Annotated in this window: 22 protein-coding genes and 1 pseudogene; 10 read left to right on the top strand and 13 right to left on the bottom strand. The window is 71.9% G+C overall.

Going from position 1 to position 22,064, the window contains the following annotated elements; genetic code table 11:
• Window positions 1–534: 534 nt before the first annotated feature.
• The 5 genes and pseudogenes from ACFWI8_RS26220 to ACFWI8_RS26200 all read right to left on the bottom strand — a co-directional run bounded on the left by ACFWI8_RS26220 (window position 535) and on the right by ACFWI8_RS26200 (window position 5,230).
• Entirely contained in the window at window positions 535–1,431 is an 897-nt protein-coding gene (locus ACFWI8_RS26220; RefSeq protein ID WP_387096117.1) for an alpha/beta hydrolase, read from the bottom strand.
• Between the two features lie 565 nt (window positions 1,432–1,996).
• Window positions 1,997–2,578, bottom strand: a pseudogene (locus ACFWI8_RS26215) (transposase); the annotation flags it as partial.
• Between the two features lie 21 nt (window positions 2,579–2,599).
• On the bottom strand, window positions 2,600–2,986 hold the full coding sequence (locus tag ACFWI8_RS26210) for a hypothetical protein (RefSeq protein ID WP_387096114.1): 387 nt from the start codon (window positions 2,984–2,986) through the stop codon (window positions 2,600–2,602).
• A 29-nt stretch (window positions 2,987–3,015) separates the two neighbouring features.
• Window positions 3,016–3,492 carry a DUF6192 family protein gene (locus ACFWI8_RS26205; RefSeq protein ID WP_387096112.1) on the bottom strand — a complete coding sequence of 159 codons (477 nt, stop codon included), beginning with the start codon at window positions 3,490–3,492 and terminating at the stop codon, window positions 3,016–3,018.
• 535 nt (window positions 3,493–4,027) lie between these two features.
• Window positions 4,028–5,230 (bottom strand): MFS transporter, encoded by a 1,203-nt coding sequence (locus ACFWI8_RS26200; RefSeq protein ID WP_387096109.1) that lies wholly within the window; start codon window positions 5,228–5,230, stop codon window positions 4,028–4,030.
• A gap of 100 nt (window positions 5,231–5,330) precedes the next feature.
• Between ACFWI8_RS26200 and ACFWI8_RS26195 the strand changes: the two genes are divergently transcribed.
• On the top strand, window positions 5,331–5,921 hold the full coding sequence (locus ACFWI8_RS26195) for a TetR/AcrR family transcriptional regulator (protein ID WP_387096106.1): 591 nt from the start codon (window positions 5,331–5,333) through the stop codon (window positions 5,919–5,921).
• A gap of 40 nt (window positions 5,922–5,961) precedes the next feature.
• On the opposite strand, the gene ACFWI8_RS26190 is transcribed toward ACFWI8_RS26195, so the two are convergent.
• A complete protein-coding gene (locus ACFWI8_RS26190) occupies window positions 5,962–6,549 on the bottom strand; it encodes a TetR family transcriptional regulator (protein WP_387096103.1) in 588 nt (195 codons plus the stop codon).
• 95 nt (window positions 6,550–6,644) lie between these two features.
• On the opposite strand from ACFWI8_RS26190, the gene ACFWI8_RS26185 reads away from it, so the two are divergent.
• On the top strand, window positions 6,645–7,688 hold the full coding sequence (locus tag ACFWI8_RS26185) for an NAD(P)-dependent alcohol dehydrogenase (protein ID WP_387096101.1): 1,044 nt from the start codon (window positions 6,645–6,647) through the stop codon (window positions 7,686–7,688).
• On the opposite strand, the gene ACFWI8_RS26180 is transcribed toward ACFWI8_RS26185, so the two are convergent.
• Complete coding sequence (locus ACFWI8_RS26180) at window positions 7,652–8,227, bottom strand: AAA family ATPase (RefSeq protein ID WP_387096098.1); 576 nt, start codon at window positions 8,225–8,227, stop codon at window positions 7,652–7,654. The genes ACFWI8_RS26185 and ACFWI8_RS26180 overlap by 37 nt on opposite strands.
• A gap of 75 nt (window positions 8,228–8,302) precedes the next feature.
• Here ACFWI8_RS26180 and ACFWI8_RS26175 point away from each other — a divergent pair, with 75 nt between their 5' ends.
• From ACFWI8_RS26175 to ACFWI8_RS26150, 6 genes are all read left to right on the top strand, one after another.
• Window positions 8,303–8,707: a helix-turn-helix domain-containing protein gene (locus ACFWI8_RS26175; RefSeq protein WP_311601328.1), complete on the top strand. Its 405-nt coding sequence runs from the start codon at window positions 8,303–8,305 to the stop codon at window positions 8,705–8,707.
• Window positions 8,704–9,165 carry a hypothetical protein gene (locus tag ACFWI8_RS26170; RefSeq protein ID WP_387096095.1) on the top strand — a complete coding sequence of 154 codons (462 nt, stop codon included), beginning with the start codon at window positions 8,704–8,706 and terminating at the stop codon, window positions 9,163–9,165. The genes ACFWI8_RS26175 and ACFWI8_RS26170 overlap by 4 nt, the downstream gene beginning before the upstream one ends.
• 111 nt (window positions 9,166–9,276) lie before the next feature.
• Entirely contained in the window at window positions 9,277–9,618 is a 342-nt protein-coding gene (locus tag ACFWI8_RS26165; RefSeq protein ID WP_387096092.1) for a DUF2516 family protein, read from the top strand.
• 92 nt (window positions 9,619–9,710) lie between these two features.
• Complete coding sequence (locus ACFWI8_RS26160; RefSeq protein ID WP_387096089.1) at window positions 9,711–10,331, top strand: DUF47 domain-containing protein; 621 nt, start codon at window positions 9,711–9,713, stop codon at window positions 10,329–10,331.
• Window positions 10,332–10,338: 7 nt separating this feature from the next.
• A complete protein-coding gene (locus ACFWI8_RS26155; protein ID WP_387096086.1) occupies window positions 10,339–11,334 on the top strand; it encodes an anion permease in 996 nt (331 codons plus the stop codon).
• Between the two features lie 919 nt (window positions 11,335–12,253).
• The gene (locus ACFWI8_RS26150) at window positions 12,254–15,559 is read left to right on the top strand and encodes a S8 family serine peptidase (protein ID WP_387096084.1); all 3,306 of its coding nucleotides are present in this window, start codon (window positions 12,254–12,256) and stop codon (window positions 15,557–15,559) included.
• Window positions 15,560–15,674: 115 nt separating this feature from the next.
• Here ACFWI8_RS26150 and pstB read toward each other — a convergent pair whose 3' ends face one another.
• Genes pstB through pstS form a run of 4 tightly spaced genes read right to left on the bottom strand, consistent with a single transcriptional unit; the run spans window position 15,675 to window position 19,667 of the window.
• On the bottom strand, window positions 15,675–16,457 hold the full coding sequence (gene pstB / locus ACFWI8_RS26145) for a phosphate ABC transporter ATP-binding protein PstB (RefSeq protein ID WP_311601322.1): 783 nt from the start codon (window positions 16,455–16,457) through the stop codon (window positions 15,675–15,677).
• A gap of 28 nt (window positions 16,458–16,485) precedes the next feature.
• Window positions 16,486–17,562: a phosphate ABC transporter permease PstA gene (gene pstA / locus ACFWI8_RS26140; protein WP_387096080.1), complete on the bottom strand. Its 1,077-nt coding sequence runs from the start codon at window positions 17,560–17,562 to the stop codon at window positions 16,486–16,488.
• Window positions 17,559–18,545 (bottom strand): phosphate ABC transporter permease subunit PstC, encoded by a 987-nt coding sequence (gene pstC / locus ACFWI8_RS26135; protein ID WP_387096077.1) that lies wholly within the window; start codon window positions 18,543–18,545, stop codon window positions 17,559–17,561. Before pstC ends, pstA begins: the two co-directional genes overlap by 4 nt.
• A gap of 24 nt (window positions 18,546–18,569) precedes the next feature.
• Window positions 18,570–19,667: a phosphate ABC transporter substrate-binding protein PstS gene (pstS, locus tag ACFWI8_RS26130; protein ID WP_387096074.1), complete on the bottom strand. Its 1,098-nt coding sequence runs from the start codon at window positions 19,665–19,667 to the stop codon at window positions 18,570–18,572.
• A gap of 115 nt (window positions 19,668–19,782) precedes the next feature.
• Between pstS and ACFWI8_RS26125 the strand changes: the two genes are divergently transcribed.
• On the top strand, window positions 19,783–20,148 hold the full coding sequence (locus tag ACFWI8_RS26125; RefSeq protein WP_387096071.1) for a metal-sensitive transcriptional regulator: 366 nt from the start codon (window positions 19,783–19,785) through the stop codon (window positions 20,146–20,148).
• 16 nt (window positions 20,149–20,164) lie between these two features.
• Here ACFWI8_RS26125 and ACFWI8_RS26120 read toward each other — a convergent pair whose 3' ends face one another.
• Window positions 20,165–20,989: a hypothetical protein gene (locus ACFWI8_RS26120; RefSeq protein WP_387096068.1), complete on the bottom strand. Its 825-nt coding sequence runs from the start codon at window positions 20,987–20,989 to the stop codon at window positions 20,165–20,167.
• 82 nt (window positions 20,990–21,071) lie between these two features.
• On the opposite strand from ACFWI8_RS26120, the gene ACFWI8_RS26115 reads away from it, so the two are divergent.
• The gene (locus ACFWI8_RS26115; RefSeq protein ID WP_387096065.1) at window positions 21,072–21,266 is read left to right on the top strand and encodes a hypothetical protein; all 195 of its coding nucleotides are present in this window, start codon (window positions 21,072–21,074) and stop codon (window positions 21,264–21,266) included.
• 12 nt (window positions 21,267–21,278) lie between these two features.
• Here the strand turns inward: ACFWI8_RS26115 and ACFWI8_RS26110 are convergent, their stop codons facing one another.
• Window positions 21,279–22,010, bottom strand: a complete 732-nt coding sequence (locus ACFWI8_RS26110) for a phosphatase PAP2 family protein (RefSeq protein WP_387096062.1) — start codon at window positions 22,008–22,010, stop codon at window positions 21,279–21,281.
• Window positions 22,011–22,064 lie beyond the last annotated feature (54 nt).

Raw genomic sequence — 22,064 nt, 5'->3', positions numbered from 1 at the left:
CTTGGTCGGAGCACATGATCAAGCGAAGGCCGCCTCAGCGTCCGGCGAATGCCCAGGTCAGCGACCCAGTTCGAGGCACATTTCGACGCCAGAGGTTAAAGAACAAGCTGAGTAGGTGTCTGAGAACCAAGATGGGGCGGCTGAGCGGCGTCCGTGTGGTTGCGTGTGGGGGCGCGAAATCCTGTAGCTGGCCGGTGAGTGGTCGATGGCGATCGGGCCATGGCCGATGTCGGTGTGCGCGTTCGGGTGCCGCAGCGCTTGAGGGTGCCGTCGTTTGCCGACGCTCCGACCGGGGATGTGCCCGCGAGCGGCGCGGCACGGATGCCGCCTCCTCCGCGCCACTCGTCGACCTCTGGCCGTCTCTTTGCCCGCTACCGTTACTCCACCGCGCGGCAGCCGGGGCTTCGGAGGCCAGCTCCTGATCCTCTGGCGAGTTCGTAGGGTTGCCTGCGGCGCCGGTGGGTCTTTCCTTGGATGGGGGCAGCCGGGCTGCCCCCATCCAATGCACTACATAGCGGTTTGTCCCCTTCTGGGTCAGACGGTCAGTTGGTCGAGGATGCCGGCCACCTCCGCCGGCTTGAGCAGGAACCCGACGTGGCTGGTGGCCAGGGTGTGCACGTCGTACGGGTTGCCGGGCGTCAGTGCGTTGGCTTCGGCGATCAGGCGGTCCTGCATGGCCACGGGGAGCGATCGGTCTTCGGTAAGACGGATATAGGAGCGGGGGATGGTGCCCCAGGTGTCCGCGTGGACGCGAGCGTCGGACATCATCACCTCCAGGGACTCGTCCGGCTGCAGGATGTTCAGGAAGGCCCGGAACTGTTCATCGGTGCCGTCCGCCATCATCGCCGCTTTGAGCCCGGCCAGCATGACCGGGTCGGCGGTGCGGTAGTTCGCCCGGCCGACGCCGAGTTCGGCGGGATTGCCGACGTTCAGCGCGGCCAGCGGTGCCATCAGGTTGTCGGCGAACTCGGGCTCCTGCATGTACGCGATGGGGTTGGAGCGTTCCACGCACGACCAGCCGGAGATGTAGACGAGCCGGTCCACCAGGTCGGGAATCGTGTTGCCTACCCCAGTGATAGTGGTTCCACCGAGGCTGGCGCCCACCAGGACCACCGGACCGTGCTCGGCCACCCGCCGGACGACATCGACGACCATGTCGACGTTGTCCTGAAGGGTGACTCCCGCCAGTTCGGACGGTTCGGCCGCCCACGCGTCGAGGTCCTGCGGGGCCTGGTAGGCGGCGGAGTACTGCGCGTCAAAGCCATGCCCCGGCAGGTCCACGGCGAAGCTGCGGTGCCCGAGCAGTGCCAGCTCGCGCTGGATGGGAGCCCACATGAACGAGCTGGTGCACACGCCGTGCACGAGCACGAACGTCGCATTGGCCTCGCGGGCCTGGCGCGGACGGGGGGAGTTGCTGGAGACAGATGTCATTCGGGTCAGTCCTATGTCCGGTGGGCGGCGCGGCAGGCATGCCTGAAAAGCTGATGCCGACGCGGTGCGCCGCCGAAGTCGAAGAGAGAAACGGGCACGCCCGTCACCAGGCGCGGCACGATTCAGTGGCCGGGCGCACGCAGGTGCTGACGGCGGCGATCAACCAGCGTCAGCCGCCTGGTCAGGGGCGGCACGCAACGTGGATGCGCTCACCGGCATGGTGCGCGTCGACAGTCAGGGCCGAGCGGCACCCGCAGGGCTGTGCCGTGGGACACGATGGTCTTCTGCGGGCTCCTCGGCTGGCGCCGGTCGCTGAGCGACTGCGGCGGCAGACGGTCTCAGGCGGCGCGGAGACGAACGAACATATAGGACATGCTGAGGATATTACCAGGACCACGGATCACACGTCCCGCCGCTCCTACCAACGTTGAAACGCGAATCACCCTCGCCATCTGCTGCTTCTCAGAATCAGCAGGGCCGGCAGCGACCGCGTCACCCTTCGGCTCATCAGGTACTTGCGGCACCGTGGTGAGGCGCCGGCTTCCTCGCCCAGGCGGTGGCGGTTTCCCTTTCGGGTGAGGCGTCTGGTCATGAGGGTGACGAGGGCCCGGGTGAGGTGTGCTTCGGCATGTTGGGGGGAGGCGTTCATAGTCGCGGACGTTGCGGCGGGCGTTCATCAGCCAACTGATGGTGCGCTCGACGCGCCAGCGCCGGAGGAGGACCACGAAGCCTTTCGCGCTGCGGGGGCGGGCGACGGTTCGTAGGGTGAGCCAGAGGCGTTCTTGGGCCCAGGTGGTGAGGTGGCCGGCGTAGGCGGAGTCGGCCCAGACCTGGGTGAGCTGGGGGTGGGTGAGGCGTAGGCGCCAGAGGAGTTCTCGGGCGGCGTCGGCACGACCCCGGCCCGGTTCCAGCGGGCGAAGACGGCGGAGACGGTCTGCCAGGGCGGAAAGTCTGCCGGCAGGGCCCGCCACTTCGCGCCGTTGTCCACGATGTAGCGGATGGCGTCGACCACGGTCCGGCGTGGCCACTTCTCCGGCCGGCCGCCGGTCTTCGTCTGGCAGGCCAGCACCGGCAGCAGCGGCTCGATCAGGGCCCACTCCGCGGTCGTGATATCGGAGGGGTAGCGGCGTCGGCGGGGCGCGGGCATCGTTTCAGTCCCCCGGATCGGTTATCGGGTGAGTTGGGCCAGCGTGGCGCGCACGCCGGTGAGCTGGGCGATGGCCAGCTGGGCCCGTTCGTCGTCGGGGTGGCGGGCGAAGTGCGGGTCGAGCGTACCCGTGATCATCCGGGTGAGGCGGTGGAGGATCTCCAGGAACTGGCGCTTCTCGTACTCGATCCAGTCCGCCGGTTTGTCGGAGAACAGGTAGCCGTCCCGCCGGCGCCAGATGATCGGGCTGAGGTGTTCGGCAGCCCCGACGTCTCGCAGGTGTCGGATTCCGCGCTCGACCTGCGACCTGGTGAGGCGAGTGGCCAGGATGAGCTGGCGGGTATGCAACCCGGCCGGGCGGGCCCCCATCAGCACGGCCCGCACCAGGTCGCCGTAGCGCACGGCCACCGGCCCCGCCTCGCGGCGGGCCACCGGTCTCACTCGCCCTTCAACAGCCGCGCGAGCTGCTCGTCCAGGGTGAACTCGCCAGCGTCGATCGCGCCTTCCAGCCAGTCGGCCGCGGCGCGGCCCTTCGCGACGCCACGGCGGACGGTCTCACGCTCGTCCTCGCTGAACTCCTGCCCGCGAAGCCGTGGGACCAGGCGGCCGAGGGCGGCGACGAACTGGTGGCAGGAACCGACCAGGTCCACGTACTCCATGCTGTGCTCAATCCGCCGCACGGCGGGCGTGCGTTCCCGGATCTCCTCGCGGGTGCGGTGCGAGTTGTCGAACTGAGCCCGTTTCACCAGAAACCTGGCGGTGTCGTCCCGCATCGCCTCCCGAGCCACCTGCGGGCGACGCAGCAGGTCGCTGGTCACCTGGATAGCGACCTCGTCATCCCGGGTCAGCTCCCGCACCTCGGCGACCAGCTGCTCGTAACGCTCCCGGGAGACGTTGCCAACCCGCTCCGTCATGACCGACCACCACCTCGAAGCGGACCAGCGGGCGGCCACCCGGCATGGCCCTCCACACGACACCAGCCCGCGCCACCCTCCACGGGGACGCGGGCGCGAGCCCCGGCGGCAGGCGCAAACGAGAAGGGGGAGAAGCCCCGGCCCCGCGTGCTCACCTGCGCGTGCACGACGTCCGGGGCCGATGGGCCGATCGAGGCGTTCGGCTGCGGCGTTTCCGTAACGCTCTCCCGCGACGCCCGCCGCTGCCGGCACGCCCGCACCCGGCACCGCGTCGAGCAGTACACAGCCGACCGCGACCGCTCCACGCCCACCGTCCAGCACTGCCCGCACACCGGGCACTCCGCCCGTTCATCCCGCTGCAACGCCGCCACCCGCCGCTTCGTGGTCTGCAACCGCCGGCAACGGATCACCACACTCTCGGCAGTACCGCCGCCCCGCTCGATGCCACACACCGATCATCCGACCAGGCCAGACCCCACAGCCAGGGTTCTCAGACACCTACTGGGGCCCGGCCCGGCCCACCCCGCGCGCCTCGTCACCGCAGGCCCTCCGCGCCGCGGGCACCCCGGACGGCGAACGCCGCCGCCAGGGCGCAGGCGCCGCCGAGCCACAGCACGCCCCGGAGGGAGAGCGCGTCGACGATGAGGCCACCGGTCAGCGCGCCGAGGCCGATCGACAGGTTGAACACCGCCACCCACAGGGCGGAGGCCGCCTCCACGGCCCGGGGCGCGGTCCTGATCATCCAGGTCTGGAGCCCCACCGACACGCCGCCGAAGGCCAGGCCCCAGGCGACCAGCAGCACCACGCCGCCGACCGGTCCCCGGCCGAACAGCACGTGGAGCGGCATGGCGGCCGCCAGGGCCACGGCGATGACCAGCACGGTCCGGTGCGGGGCGCGGGCCAGCGCGGCACCGGCGACGAAGTTGCCCACCATGCCCGCCAGGCCGAACCCGAAGAGCAGCGGGCCGACGAGCCGTTCGTCGATCCCGGACAGCTCCTGGAGCACCGGGCTCACGAAGGTGTAGGCCGAGAAGTGGCCGGTCACGAGGAGCAACGTCGCGAGGATGCCGGCGCGGACGCCGGGGTTGCGGAACTGTTCGGCCAGCAGCCGCGGCCGGACCGGCCGGGTGGCGGCCAACGGCGGCAGCACGGCCAGCAGGGCGAGCAGCGCGACGAGCGCCAGGGCGCTGAGCGTCACGAAGGCGACGCGCCAGCCGGCGAACTCGCCGACCAGGGTGCCGATCGGGACGCCGAACACGTTCGCGGCCCCGACGCCGCCGAAGACGATCGCGGTGGCCCGCGGCACGTTCGCGGGGCTCACGAGCCGGACGGCCAAGCCGCTGGCGATGGCCCAGAAACCGCCGACCGCCACCCCGACCAGCACCCGGGACGCCACCAGCACGGCGAAGTTCGGCGCCAGCGCCGAGGCCACGTTGGCCAGGGTCATGAGGCCCATCAGCCCGAGCAGCAGGAGCCGTCGGTCGAGGCCGCCGACGAGCACCGGGACCAGGGGCGCCGAGACCGCGGCGACCAGGCTGGGCACGGTCACCATCAGTCCGGCCGTCCCCTCGGACACCGAGAGCGCCGACCCCACGGAGGTCAGCAGGCCGATCGGCAGTTGCTCGGCCGTCACCAGCAGGAACGTTCCCAGGGCCACCGCGGCGACCGCCGGCCAGCGGCTCCACCGCGGCTCCCGCTCGCCGGCCGCCAGAACCGCGGCCTCTTCCGTGCTCGTCACCGATGCCTCCTCGGGCTCACCTTTCGGGAGCGATCGCTCCCATACCTTGGCGGACCCTAGTACGGGAACGATCGCTCCACAAGTTGGGTAGGGTGGCCCCATGGCACGCCCCCGACAGTTCGACGAGCAGGACGTGGTCGCCAGGGCCACCGACCTGTTCTGGCGCCGCGGCTACCACGCCACCTCGGTGCGCGACCTGGGTGAGGAGCTCGAACTCACGCCCAGCAGCATGTACCGGACCTTCAAGGACAAACACACGCTGTTCCTGCGCGCGCTCGACCACTACCGGGCCACCGAGTCCACCCAGGCCGAGGAGCGGCTGGGCGCCGGCGACCGCCCGAGCCGGGCCGCGCTGCGGGACTGGCTGCTGTGGCTGGTCACCTGCCCCACGGACGACGGGGTGGCGGCCCGGGGCTGCCTCGTGGTCAACACCGCCACCGAGCTCGGCACCACCGACCCGGAGGTCAGCCGGCGGACCGAGGCCGCCTTCGAGGTGACCCGCGAGGCACTGCGATCAGTACTGCACGAGGGCCGGGACCGGGGCGAGTTCCCCGCCGCGCTCGACGTCGACGCCGCCGTGGAGCTGCTGTTCACCATGGTGCTCGGCCTCCGGGTCAGGGAACGCGCCGGCCACGACCTCGACCGTCTGACCACCACCGTCGACACCGCGCTCCGGGCGCTCGACGCCTGACCGGGCACCGCGCCGGCGCGGTGCGCCCGGAGGGTGAGCCTCAGGTGGGCGTCATGGCGCGGTGGACGCTCTCGCGGAGCAGGGCGCGACGGCGCTCGTGGAGCTCCGGCGGCTCCTGCGCGGTGGCCGCGTAGACATTGCTGACCGGTGACCAGGCCATGGACATCGCGATCACCATGGCCATCACGTCGAACGGGTCCCCCTGCCGCACCAGGCCGGCGGCCTGGGCCTCGGCGATGGCGGCCAGCTTGCGGTCGTCGAGCCGGTCGGGCTCGTCGACCAGGTGGCCGGCCGGGCGGCGCTCCAGCCGCGCCCACGTGGCCAGTCGGATGAGGTCGGGGCGGCGGAGGTACTCGTCGTAGAGGCGGACGGCCCAGTCCGCGAGGTCGGCGGCGTCGATCGGGACGACGTTCACGATCCGTTCCAGCGAGCCGAAGAAGATGGCGTCGAAGAGCCCCTCCTTGCTGCCGAAGTACGCGTAGAGCTGCGCCTTGTTGGTGCGCGCCGCGGCCACGATCCGCTCGACGCGGGCGCCGGCGATCCCGTACTCGGCGAACTCCCTGGTCGCCACGTCGATGATGCGCTGGTACGTGGCGGCCCCACGGGAGGTGACGGGCTGATCGGGCATGCCCCCACGGTAGCGAACAGAACGGTTGGTTTGCCTGCCGGCCCTCGCCCGCCTACGCTGAAACAGACCGAACAGTCTGTCTATGAGGAGGCGTCATGCGGAGCACCGTCGGCTGGCAACTGGAAGGTCCGTCGTCGACCCTGCGGCGGGCGCCCCTGAAGCGGCGCGACCTGCGCCCCGACGACCTCGCGGTCCGGGTGGACTACTGCGGCGTCTGCCACTCCGATCTGCACGCCGTCGGCGCCCCGGGCGGCGAAGGCGGCCGGCCCCTGGTCCCGGGGCACGAGTTCACGGGCGTGGTGGCCGAGACCGGGCCCGCGGTCACCGGCTTCACCGTCGGGGACCGGGTCGCGGTGGGCAACATCGTCGACTCGTGCGGCGAGTGCGCCATGTGCCGGGCCGGCCAGGAGAACTTCTGCCACGCCTTCCCGACCCTGACCTACGACGGCGTCGACCGGCACGACGGGTCGGTCACGCTGGGGGGCTACTCCCGCGAGTACGTCGTCCGCGACCGCTTCGCGTACCACCTGCCCGCGGGTCTCGATCCGGCCGCCGCCGCTCCCCTGCTCTGCGCCGGGATCACCGTCTGGGAGCCGCTGCGCGCCCTCGGCGCCGGTCCCGGGACCCGCGTAGCGGTGGCGGGCCTCGGCGGCCTCGGCCACCTCGCGGTCAGGTTCGCCGTGGCGCTCGGCGCCCAGACCTGGGTGGTCAGCCGCTCACCCGACAAGGCGGACGACGCCCGCCGGCTCGGCGCCCGCGGGCTCGTCGTCGCCACGGACCCGGAGCAACTGGCCGCCGCCCGCGACCGGTTCGACGTCGTCATCGACACCATCTCCGCCCCGCACGACCTCGGCCCCTACCTGCGCCTGGTCGCCGTGGACGGGACCCTCAGCCACCTCGGGCACCTGGGACCCGTCACCGTGGAGACCATGGACCTGCTCGTGGGACGCAAGAGGTTGAGCTCCGCGGGCAGCGGCGGCCGGCCCGCGACCACCGCCATGCTGGACTTCTGCGCCGAGCACGGCATCACCGCCGACATCGAGCTGCTCCCCTCGGCGCGGGTGAACGAGGCGCTCGACCGCCTCCGACGCAACGACGTCCGCTACCGCTTCGTGCTCGACATGTCCGACCTCGACTGAGCGACGGGCGCGGCTCGGGACGTGACGGCCTCCGCGATCCGCTGGGCCGCCTCGGCCGGTGTGAGGTGCGTGGTGTCGACGACCTCGGCCTCGGCGTGCAGCCAGGTGCGGGCCGCCTCGGCGTAGGGCTCGAGGTACTGGAGGCGGAACGGGGAGTCGGGGCCGAGCACGGTGTCGCCCGCGATGCGCGCGCGGAGGGTGTCCTGGTCGGCGTGGAGGACGAAGTGCCGGACCGGGATGGCGTGCCGGGCGAGGCCCGCGCTGATCTCGCGCCAGTACTCCTCGACCAGGACGGTCATGGGCATCACCAGCGTGCCGCCGGCGTAGTCGAGCACGCGGCGGGCGGTCTCGACCACGAGTGGCCGCCACGGCGGCCAGTGCTGGAAGTTGTCCGTCCCCGGCAGCCCCGGCGTGATGTCCATGAGCGTCTCGCCGACCTTCTCGGCGTTGAACACCCGGGAGTCGGGTAGCAGCTGCTGCACGAGCGCGCTGGTCGTCGTCTTGCCCGCGCCGTGGGTGCCGTTGAGCCATACGATCACCGACCCGACGCTAGCCGATTACTGCCGCAAGCAGGGCGCTTGCAATAGTTAGCAGAGTGCGGCACGCTGGACGGCATGGCTTCACTCGGCGTCGGCAATCTCGGCGAGTTCCTGCGGGAGCAGCGCCGCCAGGCGCGGCTGTCGCTGCGGCAGCTGGCCGACGCGGCCGGGGTGTCGAACCCCTACCTGAGCCAGATCGAGCGCGGGCTGCGCAAGCCGAGCGCCGAGATCCTGCAGCAGATCGCCAAGGGGCTGCGGATCTCCGCCGAGACGCTGTACGTCCAGGCCGGCATCCTCGACGAGCGCGCCGAGGCCGGCGCGGACGGCGAGCGGGCCGCCACCGTCGGCGGCGTGCCGGACGCGGTGCGGGCCGACCCGCACCTCACCGAGCAGCAGAAGCAGGCGCTGCTCCAGATCTACGACTCGTTCCGCCGGGAGCACCAGCAGGAACACACGCACCACAGGGAGAACCCTCGATGACCATCACGGACGACCTCCGGAAGACCCTGACCGAGTCCACGCCCGTCTACGTGGCCGCCGGCACCGCCGACCTCGCCGCGCAGAAGCTGCGCGAGCTGCCGGCCACCTTCGAGCGGCTGCGCGAGCAGGCGCCCGAGCGGCTGCCGAAGCTGCGGGAGCAGGCCCAGCAGGTGGCCATGCAGGGCGTCGGCCTCGCCCTCGAGTACGCCGTGAAGGCCCGCGAGACGTACGACGGCCTCGCCGAGCGCGGCCGCTCCGTCGTCGAGCGGCGCCGCGCCGAGTCCGGCGAGGAGCCGGTGGTGGTCGTGGAGCGGGCGACCGCCGCCGAGGCCGAGCCGGTGCGCGAGCCGGAGCCGGCCGCTGCCGAGGCCGAGGCCGCCGCCCAGGACGAGGCGCCGAAGCCGCGCAAGACCACGGCGCGCAAGACGACCGCGAAGAAGACGCCGCCGCAGTCCTGATCCCCGCTCCCCCCGCCCGGTCCCGACAGGTGAACGCGACCATTACCGGGCGGGGGGTCGGCCCAGTACCGTGGATGTGACCCTCGCGTTGACCAATTGGTGGTGGACAGCATGCTCCTGTCAGGCTTCAGCTCACTGATCAGCTTCGTCTTCCTCGGGCTGCTGCTGCTCAGCATCTTCGCGCTGGTGCACGCCGCGCTGCAGCGGGAGGACGCCTACCGGGCGGCGGACAAGCAGACCAAGCCGTTCTGGCTGATCATCCTCGGCATCACCGTCGCCGTGCAGCTGGTCCTCCCCATGATGCTGCTGGTCCTCGCCGGCACCGTGGCCACGATCGTCTACCTGGTGGACGTGCGGCCGGCGCTCCAGGCGGTCACCGGCCGCGGCCGAGGCAGCGGCGGCGGCTGGAGCAGCAGCGACGGGCCCTACGGCCCGTACAACGGCAACCGGTGACAGACCACCCCGCACCCCCACACATGGCCCTGGCCTGATTCTGCCTCTAGCATCAGCGGGGACACCCGCCGATGAACGTCAGAGGAACCCCAGTGCGATTTCGCCTGACCCCCAGGGAGACCAGTTTCTACGAACTGTTCGCCACGGCCGCCGACAACGTGCTCAGCGGCTCGAAGCTGCTCATGGAGCTGCTGGGGTCCGACGCCGCTACGCGCGTGGAGATCGCCGAGCGGATGCGTGCCGCCGAGCACGCCGGCGACGACACGACGCACGCCATCTTCCACCGGCTGAACTCGTCGTTCATCACACCCTTCGACCGGGAGGACATCTACCGGCTCGCCTCCACCATGGACGACATCATGGACTTCATGGAGGAGGCCGTCGACCTGGTCGTCCTCTACGAGATCGACGAGCTGCCCAAGGGGGTCGACCAGCAGATCGAGGTGCTCTGCCGGGCCGCCGAGCTCACCGCCGAGGCGATGCCGAGGCTGCGCACCATGGAGCAGCTCAGCGAGTACTGGATCGAGGTCAACCGCCTCGAGAACCAGGCCGACCGGATCCACCGCAAGCTGCTCGCCCACCTCTTCAACGGCACCTACGAGGCCATAGAGGTGATGAAGCTCAAGCAGGTCGTGGACGTGCTCGAGGAGGCGGCCGACGCCTTCGAGACCGTCGCCAACACGGTGGAGACCATCGTGGTCAAGGAGTCCTGAGCCCACCGTGGACACCCTCGGCCTGATAGTCGTCATCGCCACCGCGCTGTTCTTCACCTACACCAACGGCTTCCACGACTCGGCGAACGCCATCGCCACCTCCATCTCGACCCGGGCGCTGACCCCCCGGGTGGCGCTCGGCATGGCCGCCCTGATGAACCTGGCCGGCGCCTTCCTCGGCAGCGGCGTGGCCAAGACCGTCAGCGAGGGCATCATCGAGACGCCCAGCGGCGACGACGGGATGGTCATCCTGTTCGCCGCGCTGCTCGGGGCGATCGTGTGGAACATGATCACCTGGTACTTCGGGCTGCCGTCGTCCTCCTCGAACGCGCTGTTCGGCGGCATGATCGGCGCCGCGCTCGCCGCCGCGTCCGCCGTGCACTGGGACGGGGTGCTCACCAAGATCGTCATCCCGATGTTCGTCTCGCCGCTGATCGGCCTCGTGCTCGGCTACCTGGTGATGGTCGGCATCCTGTGGCTGTTCCGCCGGGCCAACCCACGCCGGGCACAGCGCGGCTTCCGCATGGCACAGACGGTCTCGGCGGCCGGCATGGCCCTCGGCCACGGCCTGCAGGACGCGCAGAAGACGATGGGCGTGGTGGTGCTCGCGCTGGTGATCGCGGACGTACAGGACGAGGCGGACGCCATCCCGGTGTGGGTGAAGCTGGCCTGCGCCGGCATGCTGTCGCTCGGCACGTACGCCGGCGGCTGGCGGATCATGCGCACCCTCGGCCGGGGCATCATCGAACTCGACCCGCCGCGTGGCTTCGCCGCCGAGACGACGGCGGCCTCCGTGCTCTACTCCGCCTCCTACGTCTTCAACGCGCCCATCTCGACGACCCACGTCATCACCTCGGCGATCATGGGCGTGGGCGCCACCCGCAGGGTCAGCGCCGTCCGGTGGCGAGTGGCGCAGAACATCGTGGCCGGCTGGTTCATCACCATGCCGGCCGCCGCCGCGGTGGCCGCGGTGACGTACTGGCTGACCGACCTCCTCCGCTAGCCCCCCTGGCGGGGGCAAGGCCCCGAAGGCACCTCCGCCCCGACGAGCCACCGGCCGGGTGAGGGCCGCGGGTCCCTGGCGGCCACCCAAAGCCGGCGCCGCCGGGCCGCTCCCACGACACCCGCACACCGGACCCACCAGGACCGTGGGACCAGGCACCGTTCCGTGCGAACACCGGCAGCCAGCCGGCTGCCACCGAACCCACCACGGCCGCCCGCCCCGGGCCGGCGCCGCCAGGCGCTCGGCGCGCACCCGCAACACCCGCACAGTGAACCACCGGCCGCTCCGGGCCAGCACACCAGGCGGCCAGCGCCCGTACCCACGCTCCCCGCGCGGCCAGGGACAGGCCCCAGGCCTCCCACGCTGCCAAGCACGCGGCCGGCCCGGACGCGGGCCCCCGCACAGCGAACCACCGGCCGGCGCCCGGCCGGCCCGCTCCCACGACACCCGCGCACCGGACCCACCAGGACCCTGGGACCAGCACCGTTCCGCGCGGAACACCGGCAGCCGGCCCGCGTACAGCGAGCCACCGGCCTCCGCACGGGGAGCCGCCCTGGGCCAGCACACCCGGCAGCCAGCCGGCCCGCTCCCACGACACCCCGGCGGCCAGGCACGGGCCCCACAGGGGCCGCCTGCGCTGCCAAGCGGGCGGCCGGCCCGGACACAGGCCCCCACGCAGCAAACCAACGGCCTCCGCCACGGCCGACCGCCCGCCGCAAGGCAGCCGCACAGCGCGCCGCCGGCGCCGCCAGGCGCCGGCGGCCGGCGGGGCCCGCGGCCCCCCGCGCGGCGGTGTCGCGCAGCCGTACACCGAATCGTCACCGTTTTCACACCCGTGACAGGCAGCGCCCTGGCCTCCCGGGCATCTCTTATTCCATGGGGCACTTTCGACCCCGAACTCTCCTACCAAGGGGGCCAGTTGAGAAAGCGCACACAGCGCTCGCGCGCGACGGTGGTCGTGGCGTGCGCGGCGGTCGTCGCGACCCTGACCGGAGGCTTAGCCACCGCGGCCGAGGGACCGGCCGGTGACACGTTCGGCCGCGCCGAACAAGGTCGCGAGCCGATCGCACTGATCACGGGTGACCAGGTCGTGCTCGACGCCGACGGCGCCGTCACCGGTCTGATCCGCGCCGAGGGCCGGGAGGACGTCCCGGTCCGGGTGCTGGAGATCGACGGCGCCACCCACGTCCTCCCGGCCGACGTGGCGCCGCTGATAGCCGACGGCACGCTCGACCGCCGGCTCTTCAATGTCACCGAACTCAGCCGCGAGCAGTACCGGCAACGCGACGGCCTCGGCGTGATCGTCACCTATGCCGGCGAGCGGCAGGCCGGCCTGCTCAGCGCCCAGGACGAGGTCGCCACCACCCTGGAGGCCGTCAACGGCGAGGCGCTGGTCGTCGCCGACGACCAGCTCGCCGGGCTGTGGAACGAGCTGACCACGCCGGCCGAGGGCGAGGTGACGCTGGCGGCCGCGCCCGAGATCGAGTCCATCGCGCTGGACGGCCTGGTCCAGGCGTCGCTCGACACCAGCGTCCCGCAGATCGGCGCGCCCGAGGCGTGGCAGGCCGGCTACGACGGCGAGGGCGTCACCATCGCCGTCCTCGACACCGGCATCTCCAACGACCACGAGGACGTCACCCCGCAGGTCGTCGCCGAACAGAACTTCTCGGAGTCGCCCGACACCGAGGACCGGCACGGCCACGGCACGCACGTCGCCTCCACCGCCGCCGGCACCGGCGCCCACTCCGGCGGCACCTACACCGGCGTCGCGCCCGGGGCGCGGCTGCTCGACGGCAAGGTGCTCGACGACGGGGGCTTCGGCTTCGACTCCGGCATCATCGAGGGCATGCAGTGGGCCGTCGACCAGGGCGCCGACATCATCAACATGTCCCTCGGCGGTCCGGCCACCACCGAGGTCGACCCGATGGAGGAGGCGGTCAACACCCTCTCCGCCGAGTCGGACACGCTGTTCGTCATCGCGGCCGGCAACTCGGGGCCCGATGAGAACAGCCTGGGCACCCCCGCCACCGCCGACGCGGCGCTGACCGTGGGCGCGGTCGACAAGCAGGACCAGCTCGCCGACTTCTCCTCGGTCGGCGGCCGGCTCCGGGACGCCGCCGTCAAGCCCGACCTGACCGCCCCCGGCGTGGACATCGGCGCCGCCGCGTCCCCCGGCAGCCTCATCGAGGCCGAGGGCACCCCGGTCGCCGACGGCTATGTGGCGATCTCCGGCACCTCGATGGCCACCCCGCACGTGGCGGGCGCCGCCGCGATCCTCGCCCAGGCCCACCCCGACTGGACCGGCGAGCAGCTCAAGGCCGCGCTCGTCGGCTCGGCCGTCTCGACCGGCGACTACACGCCGATGCAGCAGGGCACGGGCCGCGTGGACGTCCCGGCCGCCCTCGCCCAGAGCGTGATCGCCGAGACCCCGTCGCTGACCTTCGGCGTCGTGCCGTTCCCGCACGACGACGCCGAACCGATCACCCGCGAGCTGACCTACCGCAACCTCGGCGACGCGGACGTCACCCTCGACCTGACCACCGAGGCCCTCGCTCCCGACGGCAGCACGGCCCCCGAGGGCGTCTTCACCCTCGGCGCCGACCAGGTCACCGTCCCCGCCGGCTCCACCGCCACCGTCCCCGTCACCGCGAGCACCGCGGCCGGCGACCAGTACGGCGCCTACACCCTGTGGGTCACCGCGACCGGCGACGAGCCGGGCCAGACCGTGCGCACCTCGGGCTCCGTCCTCCGCGAGGAGGAGAAGTTCGACCTGACCATCGAGGTCAGCGACCGTTCCGGCCAGCCGGCCGAGGCGTGGGAGACCTACGTCCAGGGCCTGGACGACTTCACCGAGGGCGCCTACCTCGCCCCCGGTGAGGAGGGCTCGGCCTCGACGCGGCTGCCCGCGGGCCGCTACCAGCTGGACACCACCGTCTACTACTTCGAGCCCGACTCGGAGGAGCTGACGGCCGCCGACTGGCTGCTGCAGCCGTCGCTCGAGCTGACCGAGGACACCACCCTCACCGTCGACGCGGCGGACGCCCGCCGCATCTCGCTGACCGGGCCGGACTACTCGGCCGAGGAGGTCGGCGTCAGTGCCGGCTTCGACCTGCTCTCCGAGGACGCCGGCTTCGGCGTCGGGATGGGCTTCGGCGGTCTGTCGGGCGGCCTGCACACCGCGCAGGTCGGGGACGTGGCGGACGGCTGGGAGCTCTCGTCGAGCGCCAGCTCGGACCTGGTGAACGACGACCGCGAGTACCACCTGCTGGACACCAGGGAGGGCTCCTTCTACACCGGCCTGCGCAAGCGGGTCAGCGCCTACGAGCTCGCCCGGATCACCACCCGCCAGGGCGCCTCGCTGCCCGACCGTGAGGGTGTCCTGCTCACCGCGTCCGACGCCGGTGGTGGCGGCGGCGCCATCTCGCGGTCGATCCCGACCACCACCGAGGTGTACGTGCAGGCGGCGGCCGGCGCGTGGTACCAGGAGTTCGTCCAGTTCGACGCCGAGGGCAACCTCGAGACGGACCACTGGAGCGACTTCGAGACCTACGAGCCGGGCGAGAGCTACGAGACGACGTTCAACGTCGGCGTCTTCGGCCCCGCCATCAACGAGGGCCAGGGCCTGTTCCTCTGGGGCAGCACGCTGGCCGGCATCGTCAACCCGTACGCCGACGGCGCCAGCCACACCGGCGACAGCGTCTTCGACTCCGCCTCCACCACGCTCTACCGGAACGGCGAGGAGTACGCCACCGAGGACGGCAACTACCTGGACTGGGTGAGCTTCGAGCTGCCGGCGGGCGAGGCCGCGTACGAGCTGGTCACCACCGCCAGCCGGAGCGAGACCGGGGGCAACGTGAGCACGGAGGTCACCGCCTCCTACACGTTCACCGCGGCGCCCGGCGGCGAGGAGGACATCATCGACGTCCCGGCCACCGCCGTCAGGTACACCCCGGAGCTGGCACTGGACAGCACCGGACCCGCCGGCGAGACCGTCCAGGTGCCGGTCACCATCCAGGGCACCGGCGCGGACGGCAACCTGGAGTCGCTGACCGTCTCCGTCTCCCACGACGGCGGCGAGACCTGGACCGAGACCCCGGTCGACGACGGCACCCTGACCGTCACCAACCCGGAGGCCGGCGGCACCGTCTCCTTCCACGCCGTCGCCGTCGACACCCAGGGCAACACCACCACCCAGACCATCATCGACGCCTACCGCACGACATAACGGCTCCGCCGGTCGACCGATCGACACCGCCGGGTTCGTCGTGGCACACCACCACGACGGGCCCGGCGGCCCGCGTCCGGCCTACGGCCGGACAGCGCCGGCCGACGGCCAGGCCCTAGCCGAAGCGGCCCGAGATGTAGTCCTCGGTCGCCGGCACGGAGGGGTTGGAGAATATCTTCGCCGTCGAGTCCACCTCGACGAGCCGCCCTGGCTCCCCCACCGCCGCCAGGTTGAAGAACGCGGTCCGGTCCGAGACCCGCGCCGCCTGTTGCATGTTGTGGGTGACGATGACGATCGTGTACTCGGTCTTGAGCTTGTCGATCAGGTCCTCGATCGCCAGCGTGGAGACCGGGTCGAGCGCCGAGCACGGCTCGTCCATCAGCAGCACGTCGGGCGCCACCGCCGTGGCCCTGGCGATGCAGAGCCGCTGCTGCTGCCCGCCGGAGAGGCTGGAGCCGGGCCGCTGGAGCCGGTCCTTGACCTCGTTCCACAGGTTGGCGCCGCGCAGCTCGCGCTCCACCACGTCGTCGAGCTCCGACTTCCGCATCCGCCGGCCGGCGTTGAGCCGGAGACCGGCCGCCACGTTGTCGTAGATCGACATCGTGGGGAACGGGTTGGGCCGCTGGAAGACCATGCCGACCGTGCGGCGCACGGCCACCGGGTCGACGCCAGGTCCGTACAGGTCCTCGTTGTCCAGCAGCACCTTCCCCTCCACCCGGCCGCCCGGCGTCACCTCGTGCATCCGGTTGAGGGTGCGCAGGAACGTCGACTTGCCGCAGCCCGAGGGGCCGATGAAGGCCGTGACGGCCTGGGGTTCGACGTGCAGCGAGATGCCCTCGATCGCCTTGTGGGCGCCGTAGTACGCGGTCAGCCCGCTGACGTCGATGCGCTTGGCCATGTGCGGCACGACTCCCTTCCGTCCTCCGTCACCGATCGGTCTTCGGTGCCTTCCACCGTGCCACCGCGCGGGCCGCCAGGTTGAGGACCATGACGAACGCGATCAGCACCAGCGCCGCCGCCCACGCCCGGTCGTAGGACGACTCGGTGCCGGCGCCCCACTGCTCGTAGACGTAGAGCGGCAGCGAGGACTGGGCGCCGTCGAACGGGTTCGCGTTGATCATCGCGTTGCCGAAGACCAGCAGGATGACGGGCGCCGTCTCGCCGGCGATCCTGGCCAGCGCCAGCATCACCCCGGTGGTGATCCCGCCCAGCGCGGTCGGCAGCACCACCTTCACGATAGTGCGCCACTTCGGCACTCCGAGGGCGAGCGACGCCTCGCGCAGCTCGTCGGGCACCAGCTTCAGCATCTCCTCGGTGGACCGCACCACGATCGGCAGCATCAGCACGGCCAGCGCCAGGGCGCCCGCGAAGCCCGAGTAGCCGAAGCCCAGCGTCATGATCCACAGGCTGAGGACGAAGAGGCCGGCCACGATCGACGGGATGCCCGTCATCACGTCCACGAAGAAGGTGATCGCCCGCGCCAGCCGGCCCCGCCCGTACTCGACCAGGTAGACCGCGGTCATCAGCCCTATCGGGATGGCGAGCAGCGACGCCAGCAGCACCTGCTGGACCGTGCCGAGCAGAGCGTGGTAGACGCCGCCGCCGGACTGCCAGCTGAGCACCCCGTTCATCGAGTGGGTGAGGAAGTACCAGCTGACGCCGGGCACGCCGCGCGAGACGGTCTCCCAGACCAGCGCCGCGAGCGGCAACACGGCGACCGCGAAGCAGGCCCACACCAGCAGCGCCGCGAGACGGTCGACGGCCCGGCGCCGGCCCTCTATCCGCAGGGTCAGCCAGAACGTGGCCGTGACGAACACCACACCCGCGATGAGGCCCCACTGCACCCGGCTGGTGAGCCCGGCCACCAGGCCGATCCCGACGCCGAAGGACAGCGCGCCGACCAGCAGGGCGCCCAGCGCCCACCCCGGCAGCCTGGCCGGCCGCAGCACCGCCCTGGCCACCGGCCGGGGCGCGGCCGCCGTCGCCACGAGGCGCTCGCTCACACGACCCTCCCCGCGTACTCCCGGCGCCTGGCGATGATCAGCCGGGCCACGCCGTTGACCAGCAGCGTGAGCAGGAAGAGCACGAGCCCCGAGGCGATCAGCGCGTCCCGGCCCATCGAGGTGGCCTCCTTGAACTGGCTGGCGATGTTCTGCGCGAAGGTGCCGCCGCCGGACTCCAGCAGGCTGGCGTTGATCAGGAAGCTCGGCGACAGGACCGTCGCCACCGCCATCGTCTCACCGAGCGCCCGCCCGAGGCCCAGCATCGTGGCGCTGACCACGCCGGAGCGGCCGAACGGCAGCACCGTGGTGGTGATCACCTCCCAGCGGGTGGCGCCGAGCGCCAGCGCCGCCTCCTGGTGGGCGCGTGGGGTCTGCCGGAAGATCTCCCGGGCGACGCTGGTGATGATCGGCAGGATCATGATCGCCAGCAGGATGCCCACGGTCATCAGCGAGCGGGCCGGCGTGCCGTCGTAGGAGAGCACCCTGGTCCAGCCGAAGAGGTGGTCGAGCCACTCGTAGAAGCCGGTCAGTCGCGGCACCAGGTAGAGCGCGCCCCACAGGCCGTAGACGATGCTGGGCACGGCGGCCAGCAGGTCGACCAGGTAGCCGATGGGGGTGGCGAGCCGGCGCGGCGCGTAGTGCGAGATGAACAGGGCGATGCCGACCGCCACCGGCATGGCGAGCGCCATCGCGATCACCGAGCTGACGACCGTGCCGAACAGCAGCACGGCGATGCCGAAGACCGGTGGGTGGGCGTTGGCGTCCCACTCGAAGGTCGTCAGGAAGTTCCCCTCGTCGCGGCTGATCGCGATGACCGCGCGGGTGCTGAGGAAGACCGCGATCGCGGCCATCACCAGGAGCAGCACGATGCCGGAGCCCCTGGCGAGCCCGCTGAACACGCGGTCGCCGAGCCGGACGACGTCGCCGCGCCCGTGCCGCCTGTCGTCGTTGCCGTTGCCGTTGCCCGTGTTCGCGGTGTCCACTCCCCTCAGTCCTTCCGAGAGCCGTCAGGCCAGGGCGTCGACGCGCTCGCGCACCTGGTCGATGATCCGGTCGGCGATCGGCGCGTAGTCGATCTCGGCGAGCGCCCGCTGGCCCTCGTCGCTCGCGGTGTACCGCAGGAACGCCCTGGTCAGCGCCAGGGTCTCCGGCTCGTTCCCACGGTCGCAGACGATCTCGTAGGTGACCAGGACGATCGGGTACGCGTCGTCGGCGGTCGCGGTGTAGTCGAGCTCGAGCGCCAGGTCGCCGCCGCGCCCGACCACCCGGGCCTCGGCGACGGCGCGCTCGGCGTGCTCCACGGTGGCCGCCACCGGCCGCCCGGCGCCGGTGTCGAGCCGGGCGGTGGCGATGTCGTTACGGTGCGCGTAGGACAGCTCGAAGTAGGCGATCGATCCCGGGCTCTGCTGCACCTGCCCGACGAGCCCGGACGAGCCGTCGGCGGCCTGGCCGCCCCGGCCACGCCACGCCTTGTCCGGTTCGTGCGGCCAGGCGTCGGGCGCGGCGGCGTGCAGGAAGCCGGTGAAGTTCTCCGTGGTGCCCGAGCCGTCCGAGCGGTGGAAGGGGGTGATCGGCCGGTCGGGCAGCTCGGTGTCCGGGTTGAGCCGCTGGATCGCCGAATCGTTCCAGCGGGTGATCCGGGAGTCGAAGACCAGGGCCAGGGTCTCGGCGTCGAGCACCAGGTCGTCGACGCCCGGCAGGTTGTACCCGACGGCGATCGGCCCGGCGACCATCGGCAGGTTGACCGCCCGCCCGCCGTCCCCGCACACGGAGCGCGACTCCTCGATCTCCGCCACGCTCAGCGGGGTGTCGGAGCCGGCGAAGGCCGTGTTCCCCTGGAGGAACTCCTGGACGCCGGCGCCTGAGCCCGTGGCCTTGTAGTTGACCTGGCTGCCCGCACAATTGGTCTGGTAGGTGTTCACCCAGACCTCCATGGCGTTTGCCTGGGCGGAGGAACCGGAGGCGAGCAGCGTGCCGCCAGGTCCGCAGCGGAGCTGGTCGAGCGAGAAGTCGAGGGCGCCGGGGAGGCGGGAGTTGTCATCGGAACCGCAGCCGGTGAGGGCCAGCGCACCGGTCAGCGCGACGGCGCCGAGGCGTAGCTTCACTCTCCTTCAGTCCCTTCCCGTGGCCGCTCGTACCATACTGCCCGGTCCTCGCCTGGTCCGTCGCCCATTCGTTACGCTATACCCATCAGGGGTATAAGAGCCGGAAGGCAACACTATGACCACCATCGACGCGACGGCGGCCGAAACGCGGGAGGCCGAGGCGGCCGAGGCCGGCGCGCCGGCCGCGCACCCGGACGGCCCGCACGGCTACAGCAAGGACAAGGACAGCCACCTCAAGCGGCTGCGCCGGATCGAGGGCCAGATCCGCGGCCTCCAGCGGATGGTCGACGAGGACGTCTACTGCATCGACATACTCACCCAGGTGTCGGCGTCGACCAAGGCCCTCCAGTCCTTCGCGCTCCAGCTGCTCGAGGAGCACCTGCGGCACTGCGTGGCGCACGCGGCGCAGGAGGGCGGCCCGGAGATCGACGCCAAGGTCCAGGAGGCCACCGCGGCCATCGCCCGCCTGCTGCGGACCTGACCTCCCCCTCCGTGGGCTACTCGACGGTGCCGGTGTAGACCTGCTCCGGCTCCGGCAGCTCCACCCGCACCGGCGCCCCGAAGTCGTGGAGCAGCACCGTGGACGCCACGTCCACCGACTCGCCGCCCCTGGCGAAGCTGAACTGGTGCCGGATCTTCCGCGGCAGCCCCTGGTCGTCGAGATAGGCGTCGAACGGCACCTCGGTGTCCGTGAAGCCGTCCACCGCGGCCGCGAGCTGCTCGCCCGACGCGCCGGGCGCCGCCTCGGCGGCGGCCGCGATGTCCGTCACGCCCCGGTAGTGCCGCAGGGTCTGCCCGTCCACCTCGGTGTACCCGAGGTCGGCCGCGTAGGAGACGCCGCGCAGCAGCTCGGCGGCCGTCTGCGGATCGGTGGCGCCGCCCGTCACCACGTTGCCGTCCGGGACGGCGGTGACCTCGATCCGCACCCACTTGTCGGGCGGCACCCCGGCGCCCCGGTTCTTCATGTACAGCTCGCCGGCGACGAACACCTCGGTGACCGGCTCGCCCTCCGGCAGGGTGATCACCAGCTCCCCCTGCCGTTCGGCGTAGTCGAACCCGCCTTCCCCGTGAATCGTGATCCAGGTGCCGCCCGAGGCCATCCGCATGTCCGTGGTGGCCTGCGAACTCCCGCTCTCCGCGAGGAGGTCCGGCACCAGCCGCACCACCTCGGCGGCCTGCCGCCGCGCCGCGCCGTCCGCCGCGGCGCCCGTACCGGAACACCCGGAGGCCGCGCCGGCGAGCACGGCGGAGATGAGCCCGGCACAACCGGCGCGCCTGGTGCGCGCCGCGATTCCCGTGGTGGTCTCCCTGGTCTGCCCCATGGTCAGCCGACACCCCCAGCACCTGGTCGCCTCGGAGTCGTATCGCCTAACGAGACCCGGGGACGGCCGTTACGGTGGTGTCGTGCAGACCGAAGGTGAAGTCGAGGAACCCTCGGCGGAACGCGCGGGGCTGGTGGTGCACCAGGTCACGCTCTCCGAGCGCGGCCCGTTCGTGGCACCACGCTGCAGCTGCGGCTGGTACGGCCCCGCCCGCCGCTCCCGGCCACTGGCCAGGGACGAGGCCGCGGCGCACGAGACGACGCCGCCTGACGGCTAGCGCCCTCGCGACTCAGGCCGCGAGCCCGGAGCCCGACGGCGCCGGATGCGGCTCGGGCCGGCCGGTGCCCCCGGCACCGCCGGTGCCGGCGGCGGGCGCCGCCGGCTGACCCGCCACGCTCGCCACCGCCGGCGCGGGCGCGACGGCCAGCCAGCCGAGGCCACGGGTGTTCGACAGCAGCCGCACCAGCGGCGTCAGCGCCGCCATCGCCAGCGGCGCGAGCAGCAGCGCCACCGCCATGCCGAGGGCGAAGCCGCCGACGACGTCGGTCGGGTAGTGGACGGCGACGAAGACCCGGGCGAAGCCCTGGGTGAGCGCCAGCGCGAAGGCGATCAGGCCGAGGACCCGGTGCACGAGGAAGAGCGCGACGGCGATGGCCATGGCCGCGCTGGCGTGGTCGCTGACGAAGGACCAGCCGTGCTTGCCCTCCACCAGCACGTCGAGGTCGGGGTGGTCGACGAAGGGTCTGGGACGGGCCACGAACTCGCTGATCGGGATGTTGACGAGCCGCGCCACCGCGGCCGCGCCACCGGCCCACAGCACGCCCGCCACGGCGGCCGGCGCGTCGGGCCGCCGCCGCACCAGCAGCCAGCCGATCCCCACGAGCACGACCAGGCCCACCGGGATGCCGTACTCGCCGACGAACGAGACGAAGCTCCGAACCCACTCCGGCAACCGACCGGCGAGCCCGTTGATCTCGTAGAGGATGTCCAACTCGACATCGGGGTTATCGAGTCCAACCATGTGCCGTTGCGGCCCCTTCGTGCTGTGGGGGGACCCTGTCAAGGCTGACAGGGC

The sequence above is a fragment of the Streptomyces sp. NPDC127098 genome (genome assembly GCF_042722465.1).
Taxonomy (GTDB): Bacteria; Actinomycetota; Actinomycetes; order Streptomycetales; family Streptomycetaceae; genus Streptomyces; species Streptomyces millisiae.
This window is presented reverse-complemented; position numbering and strand designations above follow the sequence as displayed.

Bases quoted from the DNA above. Each gene is read 5' to 3' on its own strand.
- ACFWI8_RS26220 (WP_387096117.1), bottom strand. From the start codon at position 1,431: ATGACATCTGTCTCCAGCAACTCCCCCCGTCCGCGCCAGGCCCGCGAG.
- ACFWI8_RS26205 (WP_387096112.1), bottom strand. From the start codon at position 3,492: ATGACGGAGCGGGTTGGCAACGTCTCCCGGGAGCGTTACGAGCAGCTG.
- ACFWI8_RS26195 (WP_387096106.1), top strand. From the start codon at position 5,331: ATGGCACGCCCCCGACAGTTCGACGAGCAGGACGTGGTCGCCAGGGCC.
- ACFWI8_RS26190 (WP_387096103.1), bottom strand. From the start codon at position 6,549: ATGCCCGATCAGCCCGTCACCTCCCGTGGGGCCGCCACGTACCAGCGC.
- ACFWI8_RS26185 (WP_387096101.1), top strand. From the start codon at position 6,645: ATGCGGAGCACCGTCGGCTGGCAACTGGAAGGTCCGTCGTCGACCCTG.
- ACFWI8_RS26175 (WP_311601328.1), top strand. From the start codon at position 8,303: ATGGCTTCACTCGGCGTCGGCAATCTCGGCGAGTTCCTGCGGGAGCAG.
- ACFWI8_RS26170 (WP_387096095.1), top strand. From the start codon at position 8,704: ATGACCATCACGGACGACCTCCGGAAGACCCTGACCGAGTCCACGCCC.
- ACFWI8_RS26165 (WP_387096092.1), top strand. From the start codon at position 9,277: ATGCTCCTGTCAGGCTTCAGCTCACTGATCAGCTTCGTCTTCCTCGGG.
- pstB (WP_311601322.1), bottom strand. From the start codon at position 16,457: ATGGCCAAGCGCATCGACGTCAGCGGGCTGACCGCGTACTACGGCGCC.
- ACFWI8_RS26125 (WP_387096071.1), top strand. From the start codon at position 19,783: ATGACCACCATCGACGCGACGGCGGCCGAAACGCGGGAGGCCGAGGCG.
- ACFWI8_RS26120 (WP_387096068.1), bottom strand. From the start codon at position 20,989: ATGGGGCAGACCAGGGAGACCACCACGGGAATCGCGGCGCGCACCAGG.
- ACFWI8_RS26110 (WP_387096062.1), bottom strand. From the start codon at position 22,010: ATGGTTGGACTCGATAACCCCGATGTCGAGTTGGACATCCTCTACGAG.